The organism is Kitasatospora sp. NPDC042419, assembly GCF_056437345.1.
Window position 1 is genome coordinate 155,069 of sequence record NZ_JBWKAW010000012.1, and the last position, 26,129, is coordinate 181,197.

Below are 26,129 nucleotides of genomic sequence, written 5' to 3' on the forward strand. Positions count from 1 at the left end.
AGTCGCCGAGTTTCGGTCGTACGCTTCAGCCTTGGCCAAGACCTCGGCGTCTGCCGTCTCGGGAGGGGCACGGCCCGCGCCGGAGCCTGCCACGGCCACCAGGTGTGGTGCCGTCGAGCGCGGGGAGGGGACTGCCGCCCGGGACGGGACGACCGCCGAATGGGTGCCCCGGCGGTGGGGTGCCGGCTCACTCCCCGCTGAGTGCCGCGATGTAGTCCGGGCGAGTGAGGGGGCTGTCGAGGAGTGCGGGCGGGACGGCCATCAGGTCCACCACGTGCGCGGCCAGCGGGCGAAGCCTGTCGTGGATTCCGTCCAGGGCCAGGGACCAGCTGGTGACCTGATCCGCAGTCGCCAGTCCGGAGATGAGGTATCCGGCGGGGTCCGAAGCCACCCGGTCCAGGCGTGCGGCGCGCAGGAGGTCGGCTGCCACGGGGTCGTCGGCCTGCCGGGGCAGCGCGGTCTCGGCGGCGGTGCGGGTGACGTGGGCGCGGGCCAGGGCTGTCGCCAGGGCTGACTGGTCGTCCCAGGCGTCGGCCGGGTCGGCTCCGTCGGCGGCGGCTCTGGCGAGTCGTTCCGTCAGATCTTCGTGCAACGTGCGCTCGTGCGTGCGGAAGAGGGTGCCGAGGCCGTCCTCGTCCCGGGGGTGCGCGAGGCCCGCGGGTGGCGTGGGTTGTGCCGCGAGGGAGCGGGCGGCGTCCAGCATGATCAGCCGGTTGTCCCCGCCGGCGGAGTGGAAGGCCGCGGTGAGTGCCTGGTAGTCGACGAGTCGGTTCTCGGAGAAGAAACCGAGTGCTCCGGTCGCCGAGCGGCACCGTGCCACCGCCCGGTCGGCGAGCAGGTCGACGGCCGCCTTGGTGAGCGCCAGGGTGCGCATCACCTCAGGAGATGGTCCGCGGCCGCGGCCGCCGCCTGCGGGGATGTCCCAGCAGGCGGCGGTCACCTGGCGGGCGAGGACGGTGGCGGTGTAGGCGTCGGCCGCCGCACCGAACAGCAGGCGCTGCTGATCCCTGTGGTCCAGGGCGGTTCGCTCGCCGCCGTTACGGTCGGCGGTGATGCGGCGCAGCGCGTGCGGCAGTGCGATGGAGACGGCGGCACGGGCGGTGGCGGCCAGGCCGACGGTGACGGCGCCCCACGCGAAGCGGCTCATGCCCAGGCTGCGCCGGGTGCGCTCCTCGGCACCGCCGGCCGGGTCGTGGAAGCCGCCGTCGGGGGTGAGGGTGGCGCCGTCGGCGAGCCAGCGGTGGCCGGGGATCCGGACCCGGTCGAAGCGGACGGTGGCGTAGTCCAGCGGCAGCAGGGCGGTCGGGGGATGCCGGCGGATGGTGACACCCGGCGCGGTGGCGTGCGCGTCGCGGAGCTCGACCAGGAAGAGGAAGACACCACGGTCAGTGCCGTCGACCCGCAGCCGGGCGCTCACGACGGCGAGCCGTGGCACGCCGGGTTCACCCACGTTGGGCGGGTACTTGGCCGCGCCGGGCTCCGGTGAGTGCAGGACGAACTCGCCGCCGGCGCGGTCGAGGACCGCTTCGGTGCGGATGGCGGCACTGCTGTTCCCCCGTCCGAGTTCGGTCATCAGGGCGGCGCCGACGAAGCTGCCGGTGGCGAGCGCGTCGAGGTCGGCCGGGTGGGCACCGTAGTCGAGTGCGGGGCCCAGCGTCATGCAGTGGTGGAGGAACATGACGTGGAAGAGCCGGGGGTCGGCGGCGGCGGTGAGTTCGATCAGGTTCCGCAGCCGCGGCTGGTCGGTGATCATGGGCTGGCCGGCGCCGAGCTCGGCGGTGAGCCGGCGCAGCGCGGGGTAGGGCGAGGCCGTCCGGTCCGCGTCGCGCACGCGCAGCAGCGCCTCGGTCACCTGGTGGTGGGGGCGTCCGGTCACGGGTGTGGCTCCTCGGGGTGGGGTGGTCCGCCGCACCGGTCGGCGATCCAGGATTCGATGACCCGGGCCAGGGCGGGCGCGTGCTCGGTCATGACGGTGAGGTGGTCGCCCGGGACGTCCGCGGTGGTGTGCGGCAGGTCCCAGCGGGCCAACGGACCGACGCTGGACAGTGGTTCGGCTGCCCGAACCAGCAGCGTCGGGGTGCGCAGGGGGCCGGGAACGAGGTGCTCCAGCAGGCGGAGGTAGCCGCCGGCGGCGCTGAGTCGGCGGGTGCCGATCGGCTCGGTGGCCAGCGGGCTGGGGCGTCGGGCCAGGCGGGCGAGGACGGCGGGGAGGGTGGTGGCGTGGAAGGCGGCGTCGGGCCACGGGGTGTCGAGCAGGACCAGGCCGTGCGCCGGGTGGCCCAGCCGTTCCAGTTGCTGGGCCAGGGCGTGGGCCAGCAGACCGCCGGAGGAATGTCCGCAGAGCAGTACCGGCGACCGCGGTGCATGCCGGCGCAGGCTTTCGACGTGGCTGGTGGTGAGTGCCGTCAGGTCGGCGGGCAGGGCCTCGGTTGCGGCGAAGCCGGGCAGCGGCAGGACGGTGGTTCGGCCGCGGTAGTGCCGGGCGAGTTCGGTGTACTCGTGGGGGCCGCCGGTGGGGAGCACGGAGGGGACGCAGAGCAGGACGGGAAGGCCCGCGGCGGGGTGTGAGGCCCCGCCGGGCAGCGGGATCGTCCGGGGCGCCTGCGCGCCCGCAGCCTCGCGGGCGAAGGTCCGGCGGAGCGCCGCGGCGGCCTGGAGGAGGTCGCGCGCTGCCGCGCCGTTGCCCGTGCGGCAGGCTTCGCGGTACAGCGCGTCCAGGCCGTCCGGGAGTTCGGGGCCGTCGTCGAGAACGGACCGCTCCGGGGGCCTGGCGACACCAGGGGTGGCGGGCTGCTGTCGGAACTGTTGTGACAGGTGGTCGGCGAGCCGTCGCGGGGTCGGGTGGTCGAGGACGACTGTTGCCCGCAGGGCGAGGCCGAGCTCCCGGGCAAGGCGGGTCCGCAGCTCCAAGGCCGCCAGGGAGCCGGCGCCGAGCTCGCTGAAGGTCGCGTCGGTCGGCACTTCGGCGTCCGAGGGCTGGCCGAGGACGGCCGTGGTGTGCGCCACCACACGGGTCAGCAGGTCGGGGCCGCCGGTACGGGGCTCGTCATCTTCGACGGGCGCACCTGGCTCGGCCGGGCGGGCGCTGGTGAGCCAGAAGTGCCGGCGCTGGAACGGGTAGGTAGGCAGCTCCACCCGCTCCGGCGGCACGTCATGCAGAACGGGCCGCCAGTCGACCGGACCGCCGGCCGTGTGGACCTCGGCCGCCGAGAGCAGGAAGCGGTGCGGGCCGGGCTCCCCGCGGACCAGGGTGGGGATGACGGTGGCGGGCAGGTCGGCCGCGTCGGCGGTCTCCGCCACGGCCTGGGTGAGCACGGGGTGAGGGCTGATCTCGATGAAGCGCCGGTGGCCGCCGTCCAGGAGGGTGCGGACGGTGTCGGCGAAGCGCACCGGTTCGCGCAGGTTGCGGTACCAGTACCCGGGGTCCAGGCGGACGGTGTCCAGGTGGCCGGGTTCGACGGTCGAGTAGAACGGCACGGTGGCGGGGGCGGCGCGGACCCCGGCCAGTGCGGTGGTCAACCCGGCGGCGAGCGGTGCCACATGGGCGGAGTGCGAGGCGTAGCCGACGGGCAGCAGTCGGGCCGGTACGCCCTGGGCGGTGAGATCGGCGACCAGCCGTTCGACGGCCGCGGTCTCCCCGGCGACGACTGCGGAGCGAGGCGAGTTACGGGCCGCCACCGTGATCGCGGGGCGCCCGGCCAACTCGGCGGCCAGCCCGTCCTCCGGCAGCGCAACGGCCGCCATCGCGCCGGGCGCCAGCCGCCGGACCTCGCGGGCGCGGACGGCGACCAGGCGGGCCGCGTCCTCCAGGGAGAGGGCTCCGCACACGTGCGCGGCAGCGATCTCGCCCTGGCTGTGGCCGGCCACGGCGTCCGGCTGGACACCGAACGACCGCCACAGCGCCGCCAGGGACACCATGACCGCGAACAGCGCGGGTTGGGCGACATCGGCGCGTTCCAGCGGGGGCGAGTCGGCCTCGTCGCGCAGCAGTGCCGTCAGGGACCAGTCGACGTGCGGGCTGAGCGCGCTCTCGCAGGCGGCCAGCGATCGGGCGAACGCCGGGAAGGCCTCGGCCAGGTCGCCGGCCGTACCCGGCCACTGGGATCCCTGCCCGGGGAAGACGAACACCGTGCGGCCCGGCCCGTCGGCCCGTCCGAGGACGGTGTCCGGCGACCACGCGCCCGCCGCCACGGCGTCCAGCCCGGTCAGCAGCGTCTCCTGGCGGGTACCGACGACGACCGCCCGCTGCCGCAGCGCCGGGCGGGTCCCGAGCAGGGCCCGCCCGACCGCTGCCGGTACCTGCTGCGGCGCCGCCCGTACGGTCGCCGCCAGCCGCCCGGCCACCTCGCGAAGCGCCTGGGGGTCGTGCGCGGAGAGCAGCCAGGGCACCGGGGTGTCCGCACGGAGCTCCGGCCGTGGCCGCGCCGGTGCGGGCGGCTCCGGCGGCGGTTCGGCGAGGATCACGTGGGCGTTGGTGCCGCTGATGCCGAACGCCGAGACGCCGGCGCGACGCGGCCGGTCGGTCGCGGGCCAGGGCCGCGCCCGGTGCAGCAGTTTGAGCGCGCCGTCCGCGAGGCCTGGGGGCAGGTCCGGCCCGGTGACGTGGCGGGTGGCAGGCAGCGTGCCGTGCCGCAGCGCCAGTACCGTCGTGACCACCCCGGCCACGCCGGCCGCGGCCTGGGTGTGGCCGAGGTGGGACTTGACCGAGCCGAGCCACACCGGGCGATCGGCGCGCGTGAAGACGGCGGTCAGCGCCCCGGCTTCGATCCGGTCGCCCAGCGGGGTTCCGCTGCCGTGTGCCTCGATGGCGTCGATCTGTTCGGGTGTCAGGTCGGCGTCCGCGAGGGCCTGGCGGATCACCCGTTCCTGGGCGGGACCGCTGGGTGCGGTCAGGCCGTTGCCGGCCCCGTCCTGGTTGACGGCGCTGCCCGCCACCACGGCGAGCACCGGGTGGCCCTTGGCGCGGGCGTCGGACAGCCGCTCCAGGACGATCACCGCGGCGCCCTCGCCCCAGCCCGTGCCGTCCGCCTGCGCGGTGAACGGCTTGCAGCGGCCGTCGGGGGCCAGCGCCCGCTGCCGCGCGAAGTCCACGAACGCGGCGGGCGTGCCCATCACGGTGGCACCACCCGCCAGGGCCAGGTCGACCTCGCCCTCGCGCAGGGCCCGTACGGCCAGGTGGATCGCCACCAGGGAGGACGAGCAGGCGGTGTCGAGGGTCAGGGCGGGCCCGGTCAGGCCGAGCTGGTAGGCCAGCCGGCCGGAGGCGACGCTCGGCGCGGTCCCGATGAGCAGTTGCCCGTCGTACAGTTCGGGGGCCTCGCCCACGCGCGGCGCGTAGTCACCGGGCATCACCCCGAGGTAGACGCCTCCGGCAGTGCCTCGCAGGGTGGTGGGGTCGATGCCCGAGCGCTCCAGCGCCTCCCAGCCGGTCTCCAGCAGCAGGCGCTGCTGCGGATCCATCCGCAGGGCCTCCCGGGGCGAGATGCCGAAGAAGGCCGCGTCGAAGCCGGCGGCGTCGGACAGGAAGCTCCCGCCGCGGGCGTACGTGCGCCCGGGGCGCCCCGGCTCGGGATGGTACAGCCGGTCGACGTCCCAGCCCCGGTCACGGGGAAGGCCGGTCACCGTGTCGCGGCCCTCGGTGAGCAGCCGCCACAGTGTCTCCGGGGAGTCCACCGCGCCGGGGAAGCGGCAGCCGATGCCGGTGATCACCACGGGATCGTCATCGTGCTCCCGGAGCCGGCCGGCTGCCGGGGCGGGCGAGGGTGGGGCCGTGAGGAAGCGGGCCAGTTCACGCGGCGAGGGGTGGTCGTAGGCCGCGGTGCTCGCCACCGGCCGCCCGAGCCGTCCGGACAGGCGGACAGCCAGGCGTACGGCCCCGGCCGAGTCAAGCCCCAGCTCACGGAACCGAGCCCCGGGAGTGGGCGGGGCGCCGGTGAGGCCGGCCAGCTCCGCCTCGATCAGCGCCAGCACGGCCTCGAACGACGCCGGGCCGCGTGGGGCGGCCGACCCGGGGGCCGCCAGGTCGGCCAGCAGGTCAGCGAGCCTCGCGCGGGCCACCTTTCCGGTCGGGGTCAGCGGGATCGCGTCGACTGTGAACAGGTCCAGGGGCCACTTGTAGCGGGCCACGCCGCGCTCGGCCAGCAGGTCGTGCACCTGGGCCAGGTCCAGTGCCGTCCCGTCCCGGAGGGCCACCAGCAGCACCGGGTACTCGCCGAGCCGGGCGTCCGTGCGCGCGGCGACGGCCAGCGTCCGTGGTTGCGGCAGGGCGGCGAGTTCGGTCTCGACCTCGGAGGCGGTGAACTTCAGGCCGCCGACATTGACGAGTTCGGCGTTCCGGCCTCGGTGGACGAGGCTGCCGTCGGCCCGGCGCAGGGCGCGGTCCCCGGTGCGGAGCCAGCCGTCCGGGGTGAACGCCGCCGCAGTCGCCTGTGGATCGTCCAGGTAGCCGCGGAACAGATGCGGTCCGCGGAACTGGAGTTCGCCGGTCACGTCGTCGGGGCACGGTGTGCCGTCCTCGGCGACGACCCTGGCGTGCGACCCGGAGACGGGACGGCCGATGGCGGCCACCGCCTCGGGCGGATCGTCCGGCCTGGTGAAGGCGCCGGCGCCCAGTTCGGACATCCCCCACTGGACGACCGTCCGCGCGCTCAGCACCTCGCCCACCTGCGCGACCAGTTCGCCGGGCACGGCTGCGCCGCCGGTGCGCACCTCCCGCAGGGTCAGGTCGCCGGGCTCGACCTGCCGGACCAGGTCACGCAGTTGCGCGGGCACGGCGAACAGCACGCTCGCCCCGCTCTCCCGCGCCAGTGCGGCGAACGCGTCCGCGTCCCAACGCTCCAGCAGCACCTGCCGGGCGCCGGTGACCAGGGCCAGGTGGACGGAGAGCAGGCCGAACAGGTGCGTGAACGCGCTGGCGCTGACCAGCACGTCGGCGGCCTGCGCCTGACCGTCCCGGGCGACCGCCTCGGCGTTGGAAAGCAGTCCGGCGTGGCTGTGCAGGCAGATCTTGGGCCGCCGCGAGGTGGTGCCGGAGGACGGCATGAGGACGAGCGGAAGGTCCGGGGTGACCTCCACCGGCTCGGGACCGCGCCCGCTGAACCGTTCCACCAGCTGCGCGAAGTGCGGCGCGGAACCGGCGCCCGGTCCAACGGCGAGCCGGCGGACCCCGGCGCTCTCCTGGCCGGTCGGAGCCACGAGGAGTGCGGCCCGCGCCCGGTCGAGCAGGGCGGCCGACTCCCGCGCACCGAGCGCGAGGTGCAGCGGTAGCAGGACGGCACCGAGTTCGGCGACGGCCGCGTGGGTGACCAGGTACTCCCAGCAGTTGGGCAGTTGGACGGCCACGACGTCGCCGGGGCCGATGCCGAGGTCCTGGAGGCCGGCTGCCAGGGCGCCGGCCTCGGCCCGCCAGTCGGCCCAGCTGTGGCTGCGCCGCCCGTCAATGGCGGCGACCGCCGCACCGAGGGCGGCGGCCCGGCGGTCCAGCAGCCCGGGCAGGGTGTGCCGGTAGGCCGCGTCCGGCCCGGGGGTGACCAGGTAGTCGGCCGTGGTGACGCTCATGCCCGCACCTCACGTTCGGCCGGGGCACCGACCGGTTCGGGCCGACGGGCCCGCAGCAGGTAGCCGTCCAGCGGCAGGGGACGGACCTCCGTCACCCGCAGGCCCGCCGTGGCCAGCAGTTGCTCGTAGTGGCCGAGGGTCCGCTCGCGGCCCCCGACGTTGCACAGCATGTGCAGGTCCCAGGGAACGGCGAGCGAAGGCCGCTCGTCCTCCGGCAGGAGCCTTTCCACCACGAGGAGTTCGGCGTGTGCGGGCATGGCCCGCGCGCAACGCTCCAGCAGGTCGGCGCAGAAATCGTCGTCCCAGTCGTGCAGGACCCGCGAGAGCACGTACACGTCCCCACCGCCCGGCACGGTCCGGGTGAAGTCGCCGGACACCACCTCGCAGCGGTCGGCGAGGCCGGCGGCAGCCATCCGGGCGCGGGCGGCCCGGGCGACCGCCTCCCGTTCCAGCAGCACCCCCCGCGTCGCCGGGGCACGGGTCAGCACACCGCGCAGCAGCTCACCGTCGCCGCCCGCCACGTCCACCACCACCCGGGCCCGCGAGGCCGCCACCGCCTCGGCCACCGGTGCGAACATCGCGGCGCTGGCCGCCATCGCCCGGTCGAACAGGACGGACAGCTCGGGATCGGCGGAGAAGTGCTCGAAGTGCCCGCGCCCGAAATGGTGCGCGAAGGCCTCGCGGCCCGTCCGCACGGCGTAATCCAGGTCGGCGAAGGAGTCGTAGAACGGGCGCCGTACAGCAGCGCCAGCGGCCGCAGGCTGTGCGGGACGTCGCTGCGCAGCGACGCGCCCAACGGCCCCAGGCGATAGCCGCCATCGTCGCGGGCGGTGATCCCGAGGGCCGACAGGTGGCGCAGCAGTCGTCCGAGCCCGTCCGGATCGGCACCCGCCCGGTCCGCCAACTCCCCGACCGACGATGGCGGTTCGGCAGGCGCGGGCAACAGGTCGGCCAGACCGAGCCGGGCGGCCACGGCGATCGACTGGGTGGTCCAGGCGCCCGTCATCAGCTCCAGGAGCCGACGCTCCGGTTCGACGGCGGGCTCCTCCAGGTGGGCCGCCAGCACCTGCGGGTGCGCGCCGCGTGCATACAGCTCCAGGCGGCGGCGCAGCGCCGGTCCGCCTCCGGATCCGGCCCGGAAGTAGAGCACCGTGCCGTCCTCGTGTGCGTTGTAGCCACCCCCGTCCGGCCGCATCCCTCCCGCGCCGGTCAGCAGCACTCGTAGACCGTTCAGGACAACGCGGTCCGGCCGGACCACCCGCAGCGCCAGATGCTCCTCGCCGCGCTCGACCGCCTCCCGCTCGGCCACCCGCCGGGCGGGCGACCCGTCCGGCGCGACCAGGGCGAAGATCTCGACCTCCCGCGCCCGGCCACCGGGCCCCGGCACCGGGGCGCTCAGTATGCTGACCTCCAGCTCCTGCGGAGCCAGTCCGTAGCGGTCGGCCAGGCGCCGCCGCACCACCGTACTCGGACGGGAGGAGCCCACCTCCAGCCCACGCGAGCGCACTGCCGCGCGCAGCACCGGTTCCGACGGAGCACTCAGCAGTACGGCCGCATGGGCGAGTTCGCAGTGCCGGGCGACATCGACGCGCTCCCCGGGAGCGAGGGCGGGGGCCACTGCGCCCAGCGCCTCCTTGATCCCGGCCTCGCGGATCAGCGCGAGCGCCTCGTCGAGCGGTGCGAGATTCACCGGCCTGGTCGCGGGCTCCGACCCCGGACGATCCGTCATCGTTGTCTCCCCTTCTCGGCAAGCAGCACCGCTCCTGCTCCGCGTGACGCAGCCCCGCCAGGAACTTCCCCGACCGCGGTTCCCGAACACATCGAGATCAGAAGAGATCCGCACGGGCTTCCCGAGGCGGGCCGTGAACGCGCAGTCGATCTCGGCCGGGCAAGGGGTACCCCGTGGCGAGGTGATCAACCTTCGCTGAGGACGCACGTGCGAATGCGGGCGACGCCCGCGGTGGGCCACAGGGCACCACCGCCCTTGAGGCGGCAGCCCCACGAGCCTTCCGGTTGTCTCTCCCGGATGCAGGAGCGCATCGAAGTCGCCAAGGGCAGCGCTCTGACCAGCGGCGAGGGAAGTGACCTTCGAGCAAGGGGGGAACCGGTGCAGCATGACTCACCGCTTGTTGCAGGTCAACGGATGGTGTCGGTCGCCCCTTTCGCCGGAGCCCGCCGGTCGGCCCGACACCCCTGCGAGCGGCCGCGGCCGTGGTGCCCGCAGACGGACAGAAGCAGCCGGGGCCGACGGCGGACCGGACCGTCCTGGGGGAGGTCCGGTCCGGCGCCGGGGACCCGGCTGCTCGGGACTGTCAGACGCAGGCGACCTGGCCCGAGGTGTCGGCGGTGCAGACGAGGGTCGCCGTGCCGTTGTGGGGATCGCTCGGGTAGGGGCTGGCGGACAGGCGGGTCAGGGTCAGCGGGTAGCCGGTGCCCGGGGTCAGTTGGCCGAGGGTGAACGAGATCAGCGGCGTGACCTTGTGGCTGCCGGCGGGGATGGCACCCGTGTCGCAGGTGAGCAGCCGCTGAGCCGTGTCGACGGTGCACGCGGCCGGGGCGGTCGGGTTGGAGAAGGTGTCGGGGTAGCTGAGCTGGTACCGGACGTCGGTGGCGTCGCTCGTGCCCAGGTTCACGACGTCGGGCGTCACGTTGAGCGTGCCGCCGCCCGCGGTTCCCGACGAGGGCTTCAGGACGGGCAGGGGGTTGGTGGCCGGCGCGGCCGGTGACAGGGCGGAGGCGGATCCCTGCCCGCGGCTGTTCACCGCGGTGACCTGCACCCGGGCGCCGTCCGCCTCGATCTGCGGGATGCGGTCGGCGGGGACGGCCAATGACGTCGCCGTGCCGGGTACGGTTCCCAGCACCGTCTCGGCGCCGGCCGGGTCGCCGGGGTCGTTCACCACGGTGACCACGTACTCCTGGATGGCGCTGCCGCCGTCCCCGGGGGCGGTCCAGCTGACGGTCGAGCCGTCCGGGCTGATCGCGGGGTGCTTGGGGGCGCCCGGGATGCTCGCCCCGTGGTGGACCGCCGCCCGGACGGTGGCGGCCGGGCAGCCGGCCGAACCGGCGGTGGTGGCGGTGACCAGGTCGACGTAGTTCCCGCTGGGGCGCGGGTGCGGCGGGTGGTAGAGGCCGCTCTGGTCGACGGTGCCCAGCGACCCGGGCGCCATGGACCAGGTGACCGCCTGGGCGGGGTCGCATCCCGCCGGCCAGGTCACGGAGTACTGCCGCGCGGCCGTCGCCGCGGCAACGGCGTCCGTGCCCGCAGGCGCGCTCCGCGCACCCGCGGCGAGCGCCTGCCCGCTGGACAGCGACGGCCCCGGGAACGGCCCGGCGGCCTTGAACAGGTCGAAGGTCGTGTTGTAGACGACCCCGCCGAACGAGAACGTGGTCAGTTTGAAGTTGAGGAGGAAGAACACCGACACCTTCAACGGCGCCGTCACCGTCAGCCATGGGTTGGCGGAGGTGTCGGCGTTGATCTCGATGGAGGGCGCGATGTCCAGCTCCGGGCCGGCCACCCCGTAGATGAGGATCTTGAGCGACACGGGGAACGCGAAGGAGACCTTGGCCGCCGCGTTCAGCGAGTAGTCGAACTTGGTGACGGGGTCCTTGGTCAGGTCCGTCTTGTGGGTCTTCCCGGTGGCGTCACGGCTGACCTTGCCGCCCATGGTCCGCTCGTAGGAGGCCGAGAACGAGAACTTGATCGACCCGTCGATCGAGGTCTGGGTGTACACCGTCAGCGAGGGGCAGAACGCGATCGCGTACACGATCAGGCAGCTCGCCGGCGCGAGGGTCAGCAGCGGCTCGCGCTGCGTCTCGTGCTTGTAGGCGATGCCCAGCTCGCCCTCGATCGAGACCTTCGCGGTGGCCGTCGCGGAGAAGTCGTAGGTGAAGGTCTTGCCGATGGGGTCGTACCAGGCGGCGTTGGGGTCGTCCTTGAAGTCGGCGCTGGCCTCCCAGTTGGTGGTCAGGCTCAGCGCCGCGGTCAGCTTCGCGGTGACCGAGGTGTTGTCGCCCAGCCGCTCCTTCATCTTGGGATCGTTGTTGAGCTTCTCGGCCAGGTCGAGGGTGAAGGTCTTGTTCACCAGCGGGATCGCCGACTGGGACGCGGACTTGGACGAGGCCTGGGGCGCCACCGAAGCCTGGAAGGCGGGGTTGTGCATCTGGATCCGCAGGCCCTCGGCGCCCCCGGAGGTCAGCCCGCTGCCGTTGGCGGTGAAGTCCAGCGAGCGGAAGGCCTGTTGCAGCGCGGCCTGGCTGGTGGTGAGGGTCACCGTGCCGCCGTCGGTGCTGATCCTGTCCACGACGCGCAGCAGGCCGCTGTGGATCAGCGGGTTGGCGCTCTCCCCGACGACGATGATGTCCTTGACCTTCAGGCCGGTCACCTGCGCGGGCGGGTCGGTGAACACCACGGTGGAGCCGGTGACCTTGGTGACGGCCGAGACCGAGGCGGCGGACAGGAACACCGTGCCGTCCCGCAGGGCCGGGGCGGACGCGGCCTTGACCGCGCTGCTGGTGGCGCCGGCGTTCCCGTTCTGCTGGGTGCCGGTGACGGTGACCGCGTAGTCGACACCCGGCGCCAGCGAGGTCAGCGTCGCCTGCGTCGCCGTGGCCGGCACGGTCACGGCGACAGCCGGCCGGCCGGGCGCGGTCGCGTTGACGGTGTAGCTCGCGATCGCGCTGCCGCCGTCGTCCAGCGGCGCGTCCCAGCTCACCTTCAGCGAGGCCGGATCGGGCTGGCTGCCGTCCGCGCCGGCCGGCGGCGGTCCGGCGGACACGTCCTGCGGGGCGCTGGAGGCGTAGGCGGGCTTGGCGCTGACGGTGCCGTTGGGCTCGGCGCCGACGGTCTGACTGTCCGAGAGACCGGCTGCCCCGGTCCCGGCGGCGTTGGTCGCGGTGATGGCGACCGAGTAGTACTTGCCGTTGACCAGCCCGGTGACGGTGGTGCTCAGCACGTCGCCCGCCACGGTCGCGGTCACGGCGGCGCCCGGGCCGTTCGGGGTCGCGGTGAGGGTGTAGGAGGTCACCGGCGAGCCGTTGGGGTGGGCGGGGTTCCAGGCGACGAGCAGCCCGCTGTCCCGCCCCAGCATGGCGGCCAGGGTGGGGGCCAGCGGTGCCCGAGGGGTATCCGGGCCGCCGATGAAGGCGGGGGAGGCGGGGGAGAGAACACCGCCGGCGGTGGTCTCGACGGCCTTGAACGCGTAGCTGACGTCGTTCGTCAGACCGCTGACCTCGACCACCGGCGGGTTGGCCCGGTCCGGGTTCTGCACCCTGCCGGTGGCCACCGGTGCGCCGGTCGCGTTGCCGTCGCCGTCCAGCGCGTAGGCGGACACCTCGACGGCGGCCACGGCCTCCTGGGCGGTGTCCCCGGGAGTGACGGTCACCCTCACCGTGCCACTGGCGTACGGCTGCACGGAGTCGATCAAGGGCGCCTGCACCCCCTGCGCCGCCCGGCCGGCCGTCCCGCCCGCCGCGCCGGGCCGTTGCGGCGACGGAGCCGCCGACGCGCCCACCGGTCCGGCGCCCAGCGCCAGCACGATCGCGACGACCAGCACCGAGCGACTGCGTAAGCGCCCGGTCCGGGTCTTCCTGGGATGCCACATGCTCATGCCTTTCTGCCCGCGGTACACGTGGGTCCGGGGCCGGGGCCCCGGCGGGACCCCGGCGGAATGTTCCCTGCCGGTACCGGCCGAACCGTCCTCAAGGTGCGTACCGCAACCGAGTTGGCGTCCAGTGAGCATCCCTCGATCTGCGTACGAAAGGCCGTCGGAGCCGTACGGAAATGGACGACGGTGCCGAGGAGGCGGGCGGATGAGAAGCGCCGCCCGGGTGCGCCCCTTGCGATCGGCACCGCCCGGACGGCAACTCGTCAGGCTCTCGTGGAAGGTCGAGCGGCATGTCCGGTTCCAGGGCAAGGTCATCAACGACGCCAAGCGGCTCCAGCGTCACATGACCCGCCACGACCCCCACATCCACCCGGGCCGGTACGTCACCTGGGTCCACAATCCCGACCGGGCCTTGTGCCGCCGGGACGACGGCGGGGCCGGCCCGTCACTGCCGGACTGCCGGCCCCTACGGTGCCGCTACGTCGCCTTGTCCGCCGAGAACACCAACCACCTGCGAGCGGCCCTGGAAGCCCACGACCGGGAACTCGCCCGCGCGGACCAACTGGCGCCGTTCGTCCGGCACCGCCTCCAGACCCGCCGGCAGGAGCTGGCCGAGTGCCTCACCGAGACCGCCGTCATCGGCCCGGACACCATGACGGAGACACCGCGAGCCACCACCTGCCCACCGACGAGCAGGTCCGGGCCGCGATGGAGTCCGAACTCGCCGAGAGCGAGGCTTGCGGCTGGCGCGCCACTGTCACCGGCGTCGAGAAGCGGCTTGGCGTCCCTCACACGACCTTCTACCGGAACTACCCGCAACCGATCGCGCGGTTCAAATCCCAGCTCGCCGGGCGGCACCGCCCGGCCACGGCCCCGAAGACCGGAGCCCGGTCCGACGATGAGGTCGACCGCCTTCGCCGGGAGAACAGCGACCTGCGCAAGCTGGTCCGTATTTACGCCGAAGCGATCCGCCGGCTGACCGTGGACAAGGCCGCCTCGGAGGACGAGCTGCAGGCACTGAGCGGGGTGACCAGCCTCACCGAACGCCGCCTCCACAGCGCGGACACCGGACAGAACTGAAGACCTCGCACGACCTCGAAGTAGCCACCTGGTGCTCCGGCCCGGTGCGGCCATCCACCCGGGCGGCGCCGCACCGCAGTCTCCTCGCCCGTTGCCGACCACTCATCTTTCGACGCGGTCAGACCATAGCGTCGGCACGCTCGCCCCGGCCGACCGATCTCAGGGAAGCGGCGAGTCCCGACCGGCCGACCACCGGCCGCCCCGAACCGGACCCGGCCGTCAGGCTGTACGGGTGTCGCGGTTGCCCGCCTTATCGCATCTCTCTCCTTGATGGCGGTCATAGTGGGCATTTCCGTCATTTAAGGCTGGGAGGTGGCTGATTTGAAGAAGCGAACCATTACTGGTGGTGACTGTTTGGGTACTGTGTGCATCGCATCGTGGTGTGTACGGGCCTTGGAAGCTCCGGTTCGCGTCATCGCTCTGCGCGAAGCGCTTCTCCCGCCAGTTCGCACCAGCACCTCCAGTCATGCCGCTGACGGCCTCTCGCGCACGGGCGGCAGGAAGGAACTCGCATGTCCCTCCCCTCGACACTGCGGCGCTGCGGCGCCGCAGTGGCGGCCGCGGCGCTCTTGCTGCTCGCCCCGACGCCGGCGTCGGCTGTCGACTTCGGCCTCGGTGGCAACGTATCCCTCGGCTGGTCGGTCCCGAACGCTCCCGCAGGGCGTCTGACCAACATCACCTTCCCGATGGCGATCAACCCGGCGAGCGAGCAGACCGGCCTCTACTACGCCCAGCAGTTCGGCGTCGCCAACGGCAAGATCGGCTATACGGGCCTGCAGCCCCAGCCGACCAGCGGCAACACCCAGCAGTTCCGTGCCATCTTCTCGGTGTTCGCCTCCGGCGGCGCCGGCACCCCCGGCGACACCTCCAGCAACGACCCCAACTGCCGACCGGGCGCCGACGGCGACGCCGGCCAGTCGTGCTCCGTCCTCTTCGACGCCGTATACGGCCACACCTACAACCTCACGGTGAAGCGGACCGCGAACACGTCCACCAGCAACACCTGGACCGGCGACGTGTACGACTCCGCCAACCCCCAGCAGCCCGTGGTCCACATCGGCAGCTGGACGGTGCCGAGCGGTCTGCTCACCTCCTCGGGCGACGGGTTCGTCGAGTACGTCTACTACAACGCCGCCGGCACCTGTGCTCAGAACACGGTGTCCGACGCCTACTTCGGCGGCCCCAGCAGCACGGACGCGGGCGGCCTGTCCGGCGTGGTCAACAACGTCCACGAGTACGGCAGCTGCGCGGGACAGTCCAATTTCGCCAGCACGCCCTCGGGGTCGGGCCAGCACGTCGTGCGCGGCTTCACCAGTGCCAGCCCCATCAAGGGCTCGGCCTCCGGTCTCTGCCTGAACTCGCCCGGCCAGGACCCCTGGGGCACGCAGACGAACATCGTGGCCTGTGACGGAACCGGAAAGCAGATCTGGAGGTTCCTGCCCAATTCCCCGAGCGTGTCCACCTCCCCGGTGCCCACCACCCCCCTCAGCCCCCAGGGCGTGATCCAGGGCTTCCTGCGCTTGGAAGCGACGGACCCCCTCGGCTACGACGTGTGCCTGGACAACAACGGCGAGAGCACTCCGGGCGGCAAGGTGACCGTCTGGGGATGCGGCTCCCACAACACCAACCAGCAGTGGCGGCTCTACCCCGACGGCACCCTTCGCGCTGCGGACTCGGGCCTGTGCATCGACGTCGCGGGCGGCGCGACCGGCAGCGGCAGCCTGCTCGTCCAGCAGACCTGCAACGGCGGCAACAGCCAGAAGTGGGTCCGGCAGGCCAACCCCTGATCCCGGATGATCCCGGAGTGGCCGAAGCCTGACGGCGTCGTGGACGCCTGAACCGTGCGCGTACGCATAGGCGGCGCCCCTGCCCTGATGAGGGCGGGGGCGCCGTGGTGTGCCGGGGAGGGGCAGGGCGGGATGCCGTCGATGATGTCGCGGGCACCCCGACGCAGCAGCTCGGCGGCGACCCGGGACCCGAGAGCACCCGGGTCGTTCCGCCTCTCGCTCCACAGTCGGGCGTAGGACGCATTTCGAGCCGTCGTGGGAGAGCACCATGGCGTGCAGGCCGAGTCGCCCGTCCGGCTCCGTGGTGCAGTACCCGGTGATGGGGCCTGTTGCAGTGCCCGCGCAGCCCGTGGAGCGCGACCCGCTCGGCCGTCGCCGTAGCTTCGGGAGAACAGGGCCGAGTACCTGCAGGGCGGACAACGGACAGAACTGAAAGACCACATAACGCCGCCGCCCGCAGCATCGGCTTCCACACCCTGACCCCGGAGTCCGACCCCCACGCCGAAGGCTTCCACCTCCTGGTCCTGCTGGACACCCTCGACCGCGTCACCTGCGAGTGGCCCGGCGGTGAGGCGACCGGATGGCGGAGGTGCTGTCGATCGGCTCCGACGCCATCCGGGTCCAGAGGTCAGGGGTGGACGAGCTTGAACCTGACGAACTCCTCGTTGACGATGAAGATCTCCTCCTCGGCGGCCAGCCACCGCTTGCGGTCCTGCAGCTTGCTGGTCTTGACCCTCTTCCTCGTCCCCGCCACCTTGAGGTAGAACTCGTCGCCGCCCAGGTCCTCGATCTGCCAGCGGGTGCCGCAGCTGCTCTTCTCCAGCCTGATGTCGGCTCCGTAGAGGCACCAGGTGCGGTACTCGCCCCAGTTGGCGGACGTCGACTCGATGCTGTAGGTGAGGTCGTCGGCGTGCAGGGTGAAGACCAGCGCGGTGCCGTTGCCCGGCTGGTTCGTCAGGAGCGCGTAGTCCCAGCCCGCGTAGACCTCGAACGTCGCCCGAGGCCCGAGTTGGCCTGGACGAGGTAGACGGGGTCGAAGACGGTCTCCCGCTTCGAGGGCATGGGGTGGGCAGCGCTCGCGGGGAACCGGTGACCGGCGGCGCGGGCCGCGCTGCCGACGTACCCCTTCGAGAGCAGGCGCTACTGGTTCACCGCGCCCGCGCCCTCTGCCGCGCCCGCGGTGGCGCCCCTGGTCCCGCAGCCCGTCGCCCCGCAGCCGGCCGTCGTGCGGCCCGCCGTCGCCGGGTCCGCCGCGGCGCCCGACCCGGGCCGGCGGAAACCCGCTGGTCGCCATCGGTGCGGCCCCCGTAGACTCCGGTGCTCGTGACCGACACCAGCACCCCGCCCGCCGCCCGCCCGGCCGAGTCCGGACCTGACCGCGCGTCCGACCCGGCACCCGCTCCGGCGTCCGGCCCGGCGTCCGACCGTGTGTCGGACCGGTCGGACGGCTCCGCTGCGGCGCTCGGCCCGGACGCCGAGCTGATCGCCGCCGCCGTGGCCGCCGCCGGCCAGGGCATGGTCGACCGTGAGACGGTCGCCGAGGTCGTGGCGCTCTGCGCGGTCGCGGGCGAGCACCTGCTGGTCGTCGGCCCGCCCGGCACCGCCAAGTCCGAGGCGGTCCGCCGGGTCGCCGCGCAACTCGGCGGCCGCTACTTCGAGTACCTGCTCGGCCGGTTCACCGAACCCAACGAGTTGTTCGGCCCCGTCGACCTGCGCAGCCTGCGCGAGGGCCGGGTCGAGTTCGAGACCGCGGGCATGCTGCCCGAGGCCGACATCGCCTTCCTCGACGAGGTGTTCCTCGGCTCCACCGCCGTCCTCAACACCCTGCTCGGCCTGCTCAACGAGCGGGTCTTCCGGCGCGGCGGCACCGTCCTCGCCAGCCCGCTGCGAGTGTGCGTCGGCGCGGCCAACCACCTGCCGGACGACCCCGCGCTCGCCGCCTTCGCCGACCGCTTCCTCGCCCGGGTGTTCGTCGAGCCGGTCGCCGACGCCCGGCTGGAGGAACTGCTGGAGGCCGGGCGCAGGCCCGCCGCCGCGCCCGTCCGGTCCGCCGGTCTGCTCGGCGCCCTCGACCGGCTCGCCGCCGCCGCCCGCGTCTGCGACCTCGACGAGGTCACCCCGCTGCTCGGCGCCGCGCTGCGCCGGCTGCGCGCCGCCGGAGTGCCGGTCGGTGACCGGCGGGCCGTCCGCTCGCAGCGGCTGGTCGCGGCCGCCGCCGTGCTGGACGGCCGGACCACCGCCTCCGCCCGCGACCTGTGGGTGCTGCCGCTGATCGCCCCCACCGCCGACACCCAGGCACTCGCCCGCGACACCCTCGGCGACCTCATCGAGAAGGCCGCCAACCAGAGCCTCGCGCACGCCGCCGAGGAGCTGTCGCGCAGCTCCGCCGCCCGCGCCGAGCGGCTCGCCCGCACCGGCGCCGCCCTGCTCGCCGCCCACCGCGAGCTGCCCGGGGGCCGCGACTCGCGGCTCCGGCTGGAGGCCGCCCTGCGGGAGATCGACGCCGGGTTCGCGACCGCGGACCTGCCCGCCGCCCTGGCCGGCATACGGGCCGAACTGGTCACGGCGGTCGCACCCTCGTGACCGCCGTGCCACCCGCCGCCGCACCCGGCGCTCCTGCTGCGCCCAGCGGCGTTCCCGCTGTACCGGGGGTTCCCGCCGCGCCCGGGTCCACCCCTGCGCCCGGGGCGCCGCCCGCCGTGCCGCTGGGCTGGGAGCGCCGCGAACCGCCGCTGCCGGCCGCCGCCGTGCTCGCCGTCGGCGACGCCGTCCCCGCCCTGGCCGCCGCCGCCCGGGACCGGATCGCCGCCGGAGCCCGGCTCGGCGTGCTCGCCGACGACACCGTGCTGCTCGTCCTCGGTGACGAGACCGACCTCCCGTGGGCCGACGGGGCCGGCTACCTCGGCCACGAAGCCGGTCTGCTCGTCCCGACCACCGCCCGTCCCGTCCCCGCCGCCCCGCTCTGGCGCACTGTCCTCGGCGCCGGACCCGGGCAGCTCTGCGTGCTCACCCCCGGCCACGCCCTCGTCGCCGCCCCGCCCGCGCCCGCGACCGACCCCGAGGCGCTGGAGGCTCTGGGCCCGCACACCCGGAGCGCCGCCCGGTGACCGCCGCGCGGATGCCCGTCGGGCTGGCCCCGTGGGCGGGCGCGCTGGACGCGCTCTCGCCCGAACTCGCCCTCGCGCTGGGACCGTTGCTGCGCCACCTCGACGCCTTGGTGGGGGAGCGGGAGCCGGTCGCCGACGCGTCGGGCAGCCCGGACGGACTCGGCGGGCTCGGCCGGACCGGCCGCCCGGACCAGCTGCTGCCCGCCGAGTGGCTGCTCGCCGAGGAGCACCCCGACGAGTTCCTGCGCCGCTTCGTGGACCGCGAACTCCTCTACATCGCACCCGAGTTCCGCACCCCGGTCAGCCGGGGCCGGACCGTCGCGCTGGTCGACACCGGGCCCGCCCAGGCCGGCGCCGCCCGGCTGGTCCAGCTCGCCGCACTGCTCGTCCTGCACCGGCGGGCCACCGCGCGCGGCGGCGAACTCGTCGTGGGCGTGCTCGGCACCACGCCCGACCGCTGGCTCGCGGGGGACCTCGCCGAGCTGCTCCCCGCCTGGTTGAAGGCGCGCCGGACCGCCGACCCGACCCCCGGGGACGTGGACCGTGCCCGGCACTCGCTCGACGCCGCCGACCACGCCTGGCTGCTCACCTCGCCCCGGCTCGCCGACCGGCTCCCCGTCCTCCCCAGGGTGCTGACGAGCGAGACGGCCCGCTGGGGCGCGGACGGCGCGACCCACGTCACCGTCCGAATCGACCGGTCGCAGGTCGAACTGCCGCTGCCCGCCACCGAGATAGCCGTCCGGGCGCTGCGCGGCGCGGAGTTCCGCCGCACCGGCCCGACCGCCGCCCCGCCGCCCGCCGCGTCGGCCGGGGACGGCGGTGGGACCGGGGGAGCGCTGCTCGCCTTCACCACCGAGTCGCGCACCCTGCTCGCCCGGGGCGCCCGCACGAACACCCTGCTGGCCGTCAGGCTGCCGGACACCGACCACCTGCACCCCACCGTCCTCCGGCCGAAGCGGCACCATCTGCACGGTCCGGTGGTCGCCGCCGGGCGCGTCGGCCGGCGGCTGCTCGCCCTCCAGTTCCGCCTGGGCAGCCTGATCCCCTACGTCAGCGGCCGTCCGTTCGGCGCGCCCGGCGACTACTGCGCCGACCCGGCGGAGCTCGGACTCGACGAGGCCGAGCTGGCACGGCTGCTGACCCGGCCGGTCCTGCCGCTGCTGCGCGCGGGCGGCGACCTGCTCCTGCCGGTCGCCGGCCGCTGGCGGCGGGTCGCGGCGGACGGCACCGTCACCGACGACGGGCCGGTCGGCCGGGGCACCGAGGGCCCGAGCCGCTTCAACCGGTTCCGCGAACCGAGGCTCTTCGACCGGGGGTTGCAGCCAGAGGCCGTCAGGGCCCGGCATCTGCTGCACGCGGGCGGCACCGTCGCCTGGTCCGAGGACGGGAAGGCCTGGACGGTGTGGACGCGGCTGGGCGAGGAGCGGCGGCTCTCCTTCCGGGAGAAGGCCGAGGTGCTCGGCCTGGTCCACGACCGCCGCGAGCCCGTGCTCATCACCTGGTCGCCGGGCGCGCGCACGGTGCGCGCGATCCACGTCGACGGCGTCCGCACGCTGAGCCGGTTCTCCGGCGGGGCCGCCCAGCCCGCCCTGCACCCCACCATGCCGCTGATCGCCGCCGAGACGGCCGCCGGCCGGGTCGTGATCGGCGACGCCGTCACCGGCCGGATCCGCCATCTTCTCGGGAGTGCCCAGTGAGCGCCAGCCCGGCCGGTTTCCTCCGCGCCACCGTCACCGCCGCCGGCTTCGTCCTCGACGTGCCCGTGATCGGTCCCGCGGAGGCCGCCGACCGTGTCCTGACGCATTGGCAGGACGGCGCGGAACTGCGCGAACTACCGGACGGGCGCTGGCTGTTGACCCTGTCCGAACCGGTCGCCACCCGCGTCGACCGGGCCCCCGGGCTGCCGCTCCTGGCAGCGGGCGGCGGCGCGCTGGCCGGGCTCGGGGCGGACGCGAGCGCGGCCGGTCCGGGCCGGCTCGCGCTCGTCGAGGCCGGCCTGACGGTCGCCCGCCCGATCGCCGGACTGGCCGTCCTGGACCCGTCCGGCTGGCTCTCCCCGGCCGGCCTCACCCTGCACCGCCCCCGCCCGGTGGGTGTCACCGCCGCTCCGGAAGCCGTTCCCTTGCTGGAGCTGCCGCCGCGCCCGCGTCCGAACCTGCGGGCGGCGGCGGGCATCCGGCCGGTGTCCCAACGGGCCCGCCGGCTGACCGACGACGAGCGCCGCGACAGTCGGTCCGGCGGGCGGTCCGGTGCCCGGTCCGGACGGCGATTCGGATGGCGGTCCGGATGGCGGCCGCGCAGGGGGCCCGAGTCCGCCGGTCCGGCCGGGCTCTCCGGTCGGCTCCCGTACCTGGTCACCCTCGTCGTCCTGGTGGGCGTCGGCTGGCTGGTCCTGTTCTCCGACCACGCCCACCTGTTCGTGGACCAGGGTCCACGACTCGTCGGACTGTTCGCCTTCTGGTTCTTCGTGACGGTCGCCTACCACCTGATCCGCGGCGACCGGGGCCACCGCGGCCGCCGCGGCGCGGCGGGCGGGGACTCCGCCACCGGGGCGACCACGGCAACCGCCACCCCCGACGCCGGCCGGGTCGCCCGCCGGCGCCGACCCGTCCTGCGCCACCTGCTCGCCCGGCTCGCCCTGCGGACCCCGGCCGTCGGGGCGCTCCACCGCCGCCACCTCCGCTACCTGCACGAGCTCACCCGGGCCTTCGAGCAGCGCCGCTGGGACGACGCCCTGCGCGACGCCCTGCCGCTCACCGGCAGCGGCCCCGCCGACGCCGCGCGGCCCTGGCTCTCCCTCGGCCTCCCCAACCGCTTCACCGGAGCACTGCGGGCCACGCCGAGGAGCGGCGCCCGGGCCGTGGCCTCACCGTTCCTCGGCCCCAACGCGCACGGGCACCTCACCGCCCTCTACCGGCGCGCCGCCGACGGGCTGGAGCAGGCCGGGCGGATCGACGAGGCCGCGTTCGTCCTCGCCGACCTGCTCGACGCGCCCGCCGAGGCCGTCGCCCTGCTCGACCGGCACGACCGGTCCGCCCAGGCCGCCGAACTCGCCGAAGGGCGCGACCTGGCCGCCGAACTGGTGGTCCGCCTCTGGTGGCGGGCCGGGGAGCGCGAACGCGCCGTCCGCACCGCCCACCGCCGGTCCGCCTTCGCCGCCGCCGTCGTCCGCCTCGCCGCCACCGACCCGTCGGCCGCCCGCGAACTCCGCGCCGCCTGGGCGGAACACCGCCGCGCCGCCGGCGACCGCCTCGGCGCCGTCGAGGCGGCCTGGCCGGACCCGGCGCTGCGCCCGACGGTCGCCGCCGACCTGCGCGACGCGGTCGCGCTCGGCGGGCCCGACCGGGGCCGGGCGCTGCCCCACCTGCTGGCGCTCGGCGCCGGGGAGTCCACCCGGGGGCTCGCCCGCGCCGTCCTCGACAGCGAGGGCGACCCGCGCACCACCGGCCGGGCCGCACTCGTCGCCACCCTGGCCGACGTGCCCGCCGCCGATCCGGCCGCCGACCGCGAACTCGCCACCGCCGCCGCCCTGGCGTCCGTCCGCGACAGCGCGACCGGCGCGTCGGACGCCGGCCCGGGCGTCCACGCCGCGGCCGCCGCCCTCGACCGACTGCTGCGCCGGGCCGACCCGTTGGTGGCCGAGGACCTCGCCCGCCCGCGAACCGTCCCGCGCCGGGTGGGCGCCGCCCCCGCGTACACCGCCGCCGAGCGGCCCGGCACCCTCCCCGTCCTGGACGCGGCGCTGCTGGCCTCCGGCCTGCTGCTGGTCGCCTGCGGCCAGGCGGGCGTGCGGCTGATCGGTCCCGACGGCCGCACCCGCGCGAGCTGGGACACGCCCGCCGACCGGCTGGTCCTCGCGGACCACGGCGCCGTCGCGCTGCTGGTCGCCGACTACGGCGACCTCCGGGAGGTCGCCCGCCTCGACCTCGCCACCCGAACCGTCCGCCCCTGGACCACCCTGCGCGCCCGGCAGTTCGCGTCCTCCTTCGACGGCCGGCACCTCATCGCCGAGGACGCGGACGGCATCGTGGTGCTCGACACGCTGGCCTCCCGACCGTCCGCCGTCTGGCGCGAACTCGGCGACGGACAGCAGCTGGTGGGCCGTATCACCCGCACGCCCGGCGGCTGCGCGGTCGTCGTACGCTCCGCGCTGTCCGACGGCTCCCCGCTCACCGAGGTCTGGCGCTGGGACCTGCCCGGCTGGGAACTGCGCGCCCGTCTGCGGGTGGACGAGGCCCTCGCCGAGCCGCACCTCGAACCCGCCGCCCTCGCCGCAGGCAGCCTGCTCACCGCCTCGGCGCCGACCGGCGAGGACTCGGAGGCCACCACCCTCCGTTGGACGTCCGACCTGCCGGCCGCGAGCCTGTCCGTCACCGGCGCCGCCCCGGACGCCCCCGCCACCGACGGCGACCACTGGGCCCTCACCGTCCCGCTGCCCGACGGCTCCGGCCTGCGCCTCCACGCCGGCACCGGCCGGGCCTCGACCCCCGCCCTCACCGCGCTCGTCCCGGCCGCCGGCCCGCCCCGGATCGGCGTCCGCCGGCACGCCGAGGCGGTCACCTACTGGCACCGCTCCGGCCGCGTCCTCGCCACCTCGACCGACGGGACCACCCTCCTGGCCAACCTCCGGGTGACGGCCTGACGGGGCCTGACGGCCTGACGGGCTGACGGGCTGGGGCCGGGGTGCTCGACGGCCGAGCTGAACGCCGCCACCGGCCCGCATGAACCTCGCCCTTCGCCGCACCCGCGGACCGCGGGTGCGGCTCGCCGCCTCGGCCGCTGCCCCCTGTACGCCGACGCCCTCGCGGTCGGCATCACCTCGGGCGGGGCAGCGGCGACCGCACGGTGGGCGGCACCACCTCGTTCCAGGTTCCGGCCGGTCGGCGAGGCCCGGGGCCCGTCCGGGTGGCCTACGGCGTCAACGTGACTCGACGCCTCGCGGTTGTGCCCGGCGTCCTGGGGCGTGCCTCTCCGGCTCTTTCGGCGCACCGGCCGCGAACGCACGGACGACCGGCTCGACGGCGGCCGGGCCTGCGGACGCGCCCGCCCCTACGGGTCCGCCCGCCCCTGCGGGGACGGTCCGGCCGCCCGCGCGTACGGGGCCGGCCGCTTCCCGGCGGGCTGTCGCGGGGGCGAGGCGGCGGAAGGGGTCCGGGGCGCGGCGGCCGTCGGGCGGGAGGTAGACGAAGAGGTGGTGGCCGCTCGCGGGGAGGCCGAGGACGGTGTAGTCGAGGACGCCGGTGTCCAGGGCGGGGTGCCGGAGTGCGAGGCGCCCTTGGCGGGGCGGGGCGGCCCGGTGGCGGGCCCAGAGGGCGGCGAACTGCGGGCTGCGGGCGGTGAGTCGGGCGACCAGGACGGTCAGCTCGTGGTCGTCCGGGCGGTCCGCGTGCTGGGCGCGCAGCCCGGCGACCAGGTCCGCGCCGATGGAGCCGGCGGGTGCGTGGTTGGCCCGCTGGGCGGCGCCGTGCGGGCAGCAGAACACCTGCCAGAGCAGGTTGCGCTCCAGGGCGGGCCGGGACGCCGGATCCGCCATCAGCGCGGCGGCGTACGGGTTCCAGGCGAGCAGGTCGAACCGGGGGCCGGTGACGAAGGCGGGCGAGCGGTCGAGGGAGGCGAGCAGGGCCAGGGCGGTCGCGTCGACGGGCGCCGGGCCGTCCGTGGCGGCGCCCGTCGGCACGGGCCGCCGGTGGGCCAGCCGGTGCAGGTAGGCCCGTTCGGGGTCGGTCAGCAGCAGGGCCGCGGCGATGCCGTCCAGCACGGGGCCGGTCGGCAGCCGTTGGCGGCCCTGTTCCAGCCTGGCGTAGTAGTCGGCCGAGATGCCCGCGCGGACGGCGACCTCCTCCCGGCGCAGGCCAGGCGTACGGCGGCGGGGCCCGACCGGCAGGCCGGCGTCGGCGGGATCCAGGCCCTGGCGGCGGGCCCGCAGGAACGCGCTGAACGGGGTGTCGGGCATGCCCCCACGCTGCCACAGCCCGGCAGTCGTAGCCAGGACCCGGCAGACCCCGGCTCCCGGGCCCCGGCTCCCGGGCCCCGGACCGTCCGGCCGCTGCCGCCGCCCGTCCCGTCGGGGGACGCTGACGGCATGGGACTTCTCGACCGGAAGGTCACGATCATCACCGGCGCAGGCCGGGGCATCGGCGCGGCCGCCGCCGAACTGTTCGCGGCGGAGGGCGCGTTGCTCGTCCTGGCCGCCCGCACCGGGCCCGAGGTCGAGGCGCTGGCGGCCCGGCTGCGGGCGCGCGGCGCCCGGGCGGTGGCCGTCGCCGCGGACATCTCCACGGCCGAAGGGGCCGAGCGGACGGTGCAGGTCGCGCTGGACTCCTTCGGCCGGCTCGACGCCGCCTTCGACAACGCCGGCTCGGGCCCCCTGCCCGCTCCGCTCGCCGAGCGGACCGAGGAGGACTGGGACGCCGTCCACGCCGTCAACCTCCGTGGCACGTGGCTCTGTCTGCGGGCCCAGCTCCGGGCGATGCTCGCGGGCGGGCGGGGCGGTGCGATCGTGCTGTGCAGCGGGGTCGGCGGGCTGGTGGGCGGCTTCGGGGACGGCACCCAGCAGGCGGCCAAGCACGGTCTCGCCGGTCTGGTGAAGGCGGCCACCACCGACTACGCCCGGCACGGCATCAGGACCAATGCGATCGCGCCCGGGGTGGTCCGGACGCCGTCCGCCGAACCGCTGTTCGCGGCCGGGCCGGCCTTCGGCGAGGCCGTCGCGCGCTTCACTCCGCTCGGTCGGCCGGCGAGCGCCACCGAGGTCGCGCAGGCCGCGGCCTGGCTGCTCAGCGACCGGTCCTCGTACGTCACCGGGGTGACGCTCCCCGTGGACGGCGGGATCACGGCGACCCGCTTCCCCGGCTGAGCCGGTCCGTACACCGCCGGCACCGGCGCTGCCGGTCCCCGAACACCGCCGGTCCCCGAACACCGCCGGTCCCCGAACACCGCCGGCACCGGCGCTGCCGCCGTGGCAGCGCCGGTGCCGGTCCGAGGGCCTCCGAGGG

Annotated in this window: 13 protein-coding genes and 1 pseudogene; 7 read left to right on the plus strand and 7 right to left on the minus strand. The window is 75.3% G+C overall.

Annotation, left to right across the window (positions count from 1 at the left end):
- Positions 1 to 187 precede the first annotated feature (187 nt).
- The 5 genes and pseudogenes from AC067J_RS23135 to AC067J_RS23155 form a co-directional block, all read right to left on the minus strand.
- Positions 188 to 1,876, minus strand: coding sequence for an acyl-CoA dehydrogenase family protein (locus AC067J_RS23135; RefSeq protein WP_478302037.1), 1,689 nt, complete (start codon positions 1,874 to 1,876; stop codon positions 188 to 190).
- Positions 1,873 to 7,557, minus strand: a complete 5,685-nt coding sequence (locus AC067J_RS23140) for a type I polyketide synthase (protein WP_478302039.1) — start codon at positions 7,555 to 7,557, stop codon at positions 1,873 to 1,875. Before AC067J_RS23140 ends, AC067J_RS23135 begins: the two co-directional genes overlap by 4 nt.
- Positions 7,554 to 8,252 (minus strand): methyltransferase, encoded by a 699-nt coding sequence (locus AC067J_RS23145; protein ID WP_478302041.1) that lies wholly within the window; start codon positions 8,250 to 8,252, stop codon positions 7,554 to 7,556. Before AC067J_RS23145 ends, AC067J_RS23140 begins: the two co-directional genes overlap by 4 nt.
- A 149-nt stretch (positions 8,253 to 8,401) precedes the next feature.
- Positions 8,402 to 9,673 (minus strand): annotated as a pseudogene (locus tag AC067J_RS23150) (methyltransferase family protein); the annotation flags it as partial.
- A gap of 196 nt (positions 9,674 to 9,869) precedes the next feature.
- Entirely contained in the window at positions 9,870 to 13,109 is a 3,240-nt protein-coding gene (locus tag AC067J_RS23155) for a fibronectin type III domain-containing protein (protein ID WP_478302043.1), read from the minus strand.
- A gap of 759 nt (positions 13,110 to 13,868) precedes the next feature.
- Here AC067J_RS23155 and AC067J_RS23160 point away from each other — a divergent pair.
- Both AC067J_RS23160 and AC067J_RS23165 read left to right on the plus strand, forming a co-directional pair.
- Complete coding sequence (locus AC067J_RS23160; RefSeq protein WP_478302045.1) at positions 13,869 to 14,240, plus strand: hypothetical protein; 372 nt, start codon at positions 13,869 to 13,871, stop codon at positions 14,238 to 14,240.
- A gap of 512 nt (positions 14,241 to 14,752) precedes the next feature.
- Complete coding sequence (locus AC067J_RS23165; RefSeq protein ID WP_478302047.1) at positions 14,753 to 16,027, plus strand: RICIN domain-containing protein; 1,275 nt, start codon at positions 14,753 to 14,755, stop codon at positions 16,025 to 16,027.
- Between the two features lie 628 nt (positions 16,028 to 16,655).
- Here AC067J_RS23165 and AC067J_RS23170 read toward each other — a convergent pair.
- Positions 16,656 to 17,321 carry a hypothetical protein gene (locus AC067J_RS23170; RefSeq protein WP_478302049.1) on the minus strand — a complete coding sequence of 222 codons (666 nt, stop codon included), beginning with the start codon at positions 17,319 to 17,321 and terminating at the stop codon, positions 16,656 to 16,658.
- Positions 17,322 to 17,350: 29 nt separating this feature from the next.
- Between AC067J_RS23170 and AC067J_RS23175 the strand changes: the two genes are divergently transcribed.
- From AC067J_RS23175 to AC067J_RS23190, 4 genes are all read left to right on the plus strand, one after another.
- Positions 17,351 to 18,610, plus strand: coding sequence for an AAA family ATPase (locus tag AC067J_RS23175; protein WP_478302051.1), 1,260 nt, complete (start codon positions 17,351 to 17,353; stop codon positions 18,608 to 18,610).
- 116 nt (positions 18,611 to 18,726) lie between these two features.
- Positions 18,727 to 19,134 (plus strand): bpX5 domain-containing protein, encoded by a 408-nt coding sequence (locus AC067J_RS23180; RefSeq protein ID WP_478302053.1) that lies wholly within the window; start codon positions 18,727 to 18,729, stop codon positions 19,132 to 19,134.
- Positions 19,131 to 20,831, plus strand: coding sequence for a hypothetical protein (locus AC067J_RS23185; protein ID WP_478302055.1), 1,701 nt, complete (start codon positions 19,131 to 19,133; stop codon positions 20,829 to 20,831). Before AC067J_RS23180 ends, AC067J_RS23185 begins: the two co-directional genes overlap by 4 nt.
- Positions 20,828 to 23,776 (plus strand): bpX6 domain-containing protein, encoded by a 2,949-nt coding sequence (locus tag AC067J_RS23190; RefSeq protein ID WP_478302057.1) that lies wholly within the window; start codon positions 20,828 to 20,830, stop codon positions 23,774 to 23,776. The genes AC067J_RS23185 and AC067J_RS23190 overlap by 4 nt, the downstream gene beginning before the upstream one ends.
- A 276-nt stretch (positions 23,777 to 24,052) precedes the next feature.
- Here the strand turns inward: AC067J_RS23190 and AC067J_RS23195 are convergent, their stop codons facing one another.
- Positions 24,053 to 25,087: a helix-turn-helix transcriptional regulator gene (locus AC067J_RS23195; protein WP_478302059.1), complete on the minus strand. Its 1,035-nt coding sequence runs from the start codon at positions 25,085 to 25,087 to the stop codon at positions 24,053 to 24,055.
- A 129-nt stretch (positions 25,088 to 25,216) separates the two neighbouring features.
- On the opposite strand from AC067J_RS23195, the gene AC067J_RS23200 reads away from it, so the two are divergent.
- Entirely contained in the window at positions 25,217 to 25,990 is a 774-nt protein-coding gene (locus AC067J_RS23200) for an SDR family oxidoreductase (RefSeq protein ID WP_478302061.1), read from the plus strand.
- The last annotated feature ends 139 nt before the right edge of the window (positions 25,991 to 26,129 follow it).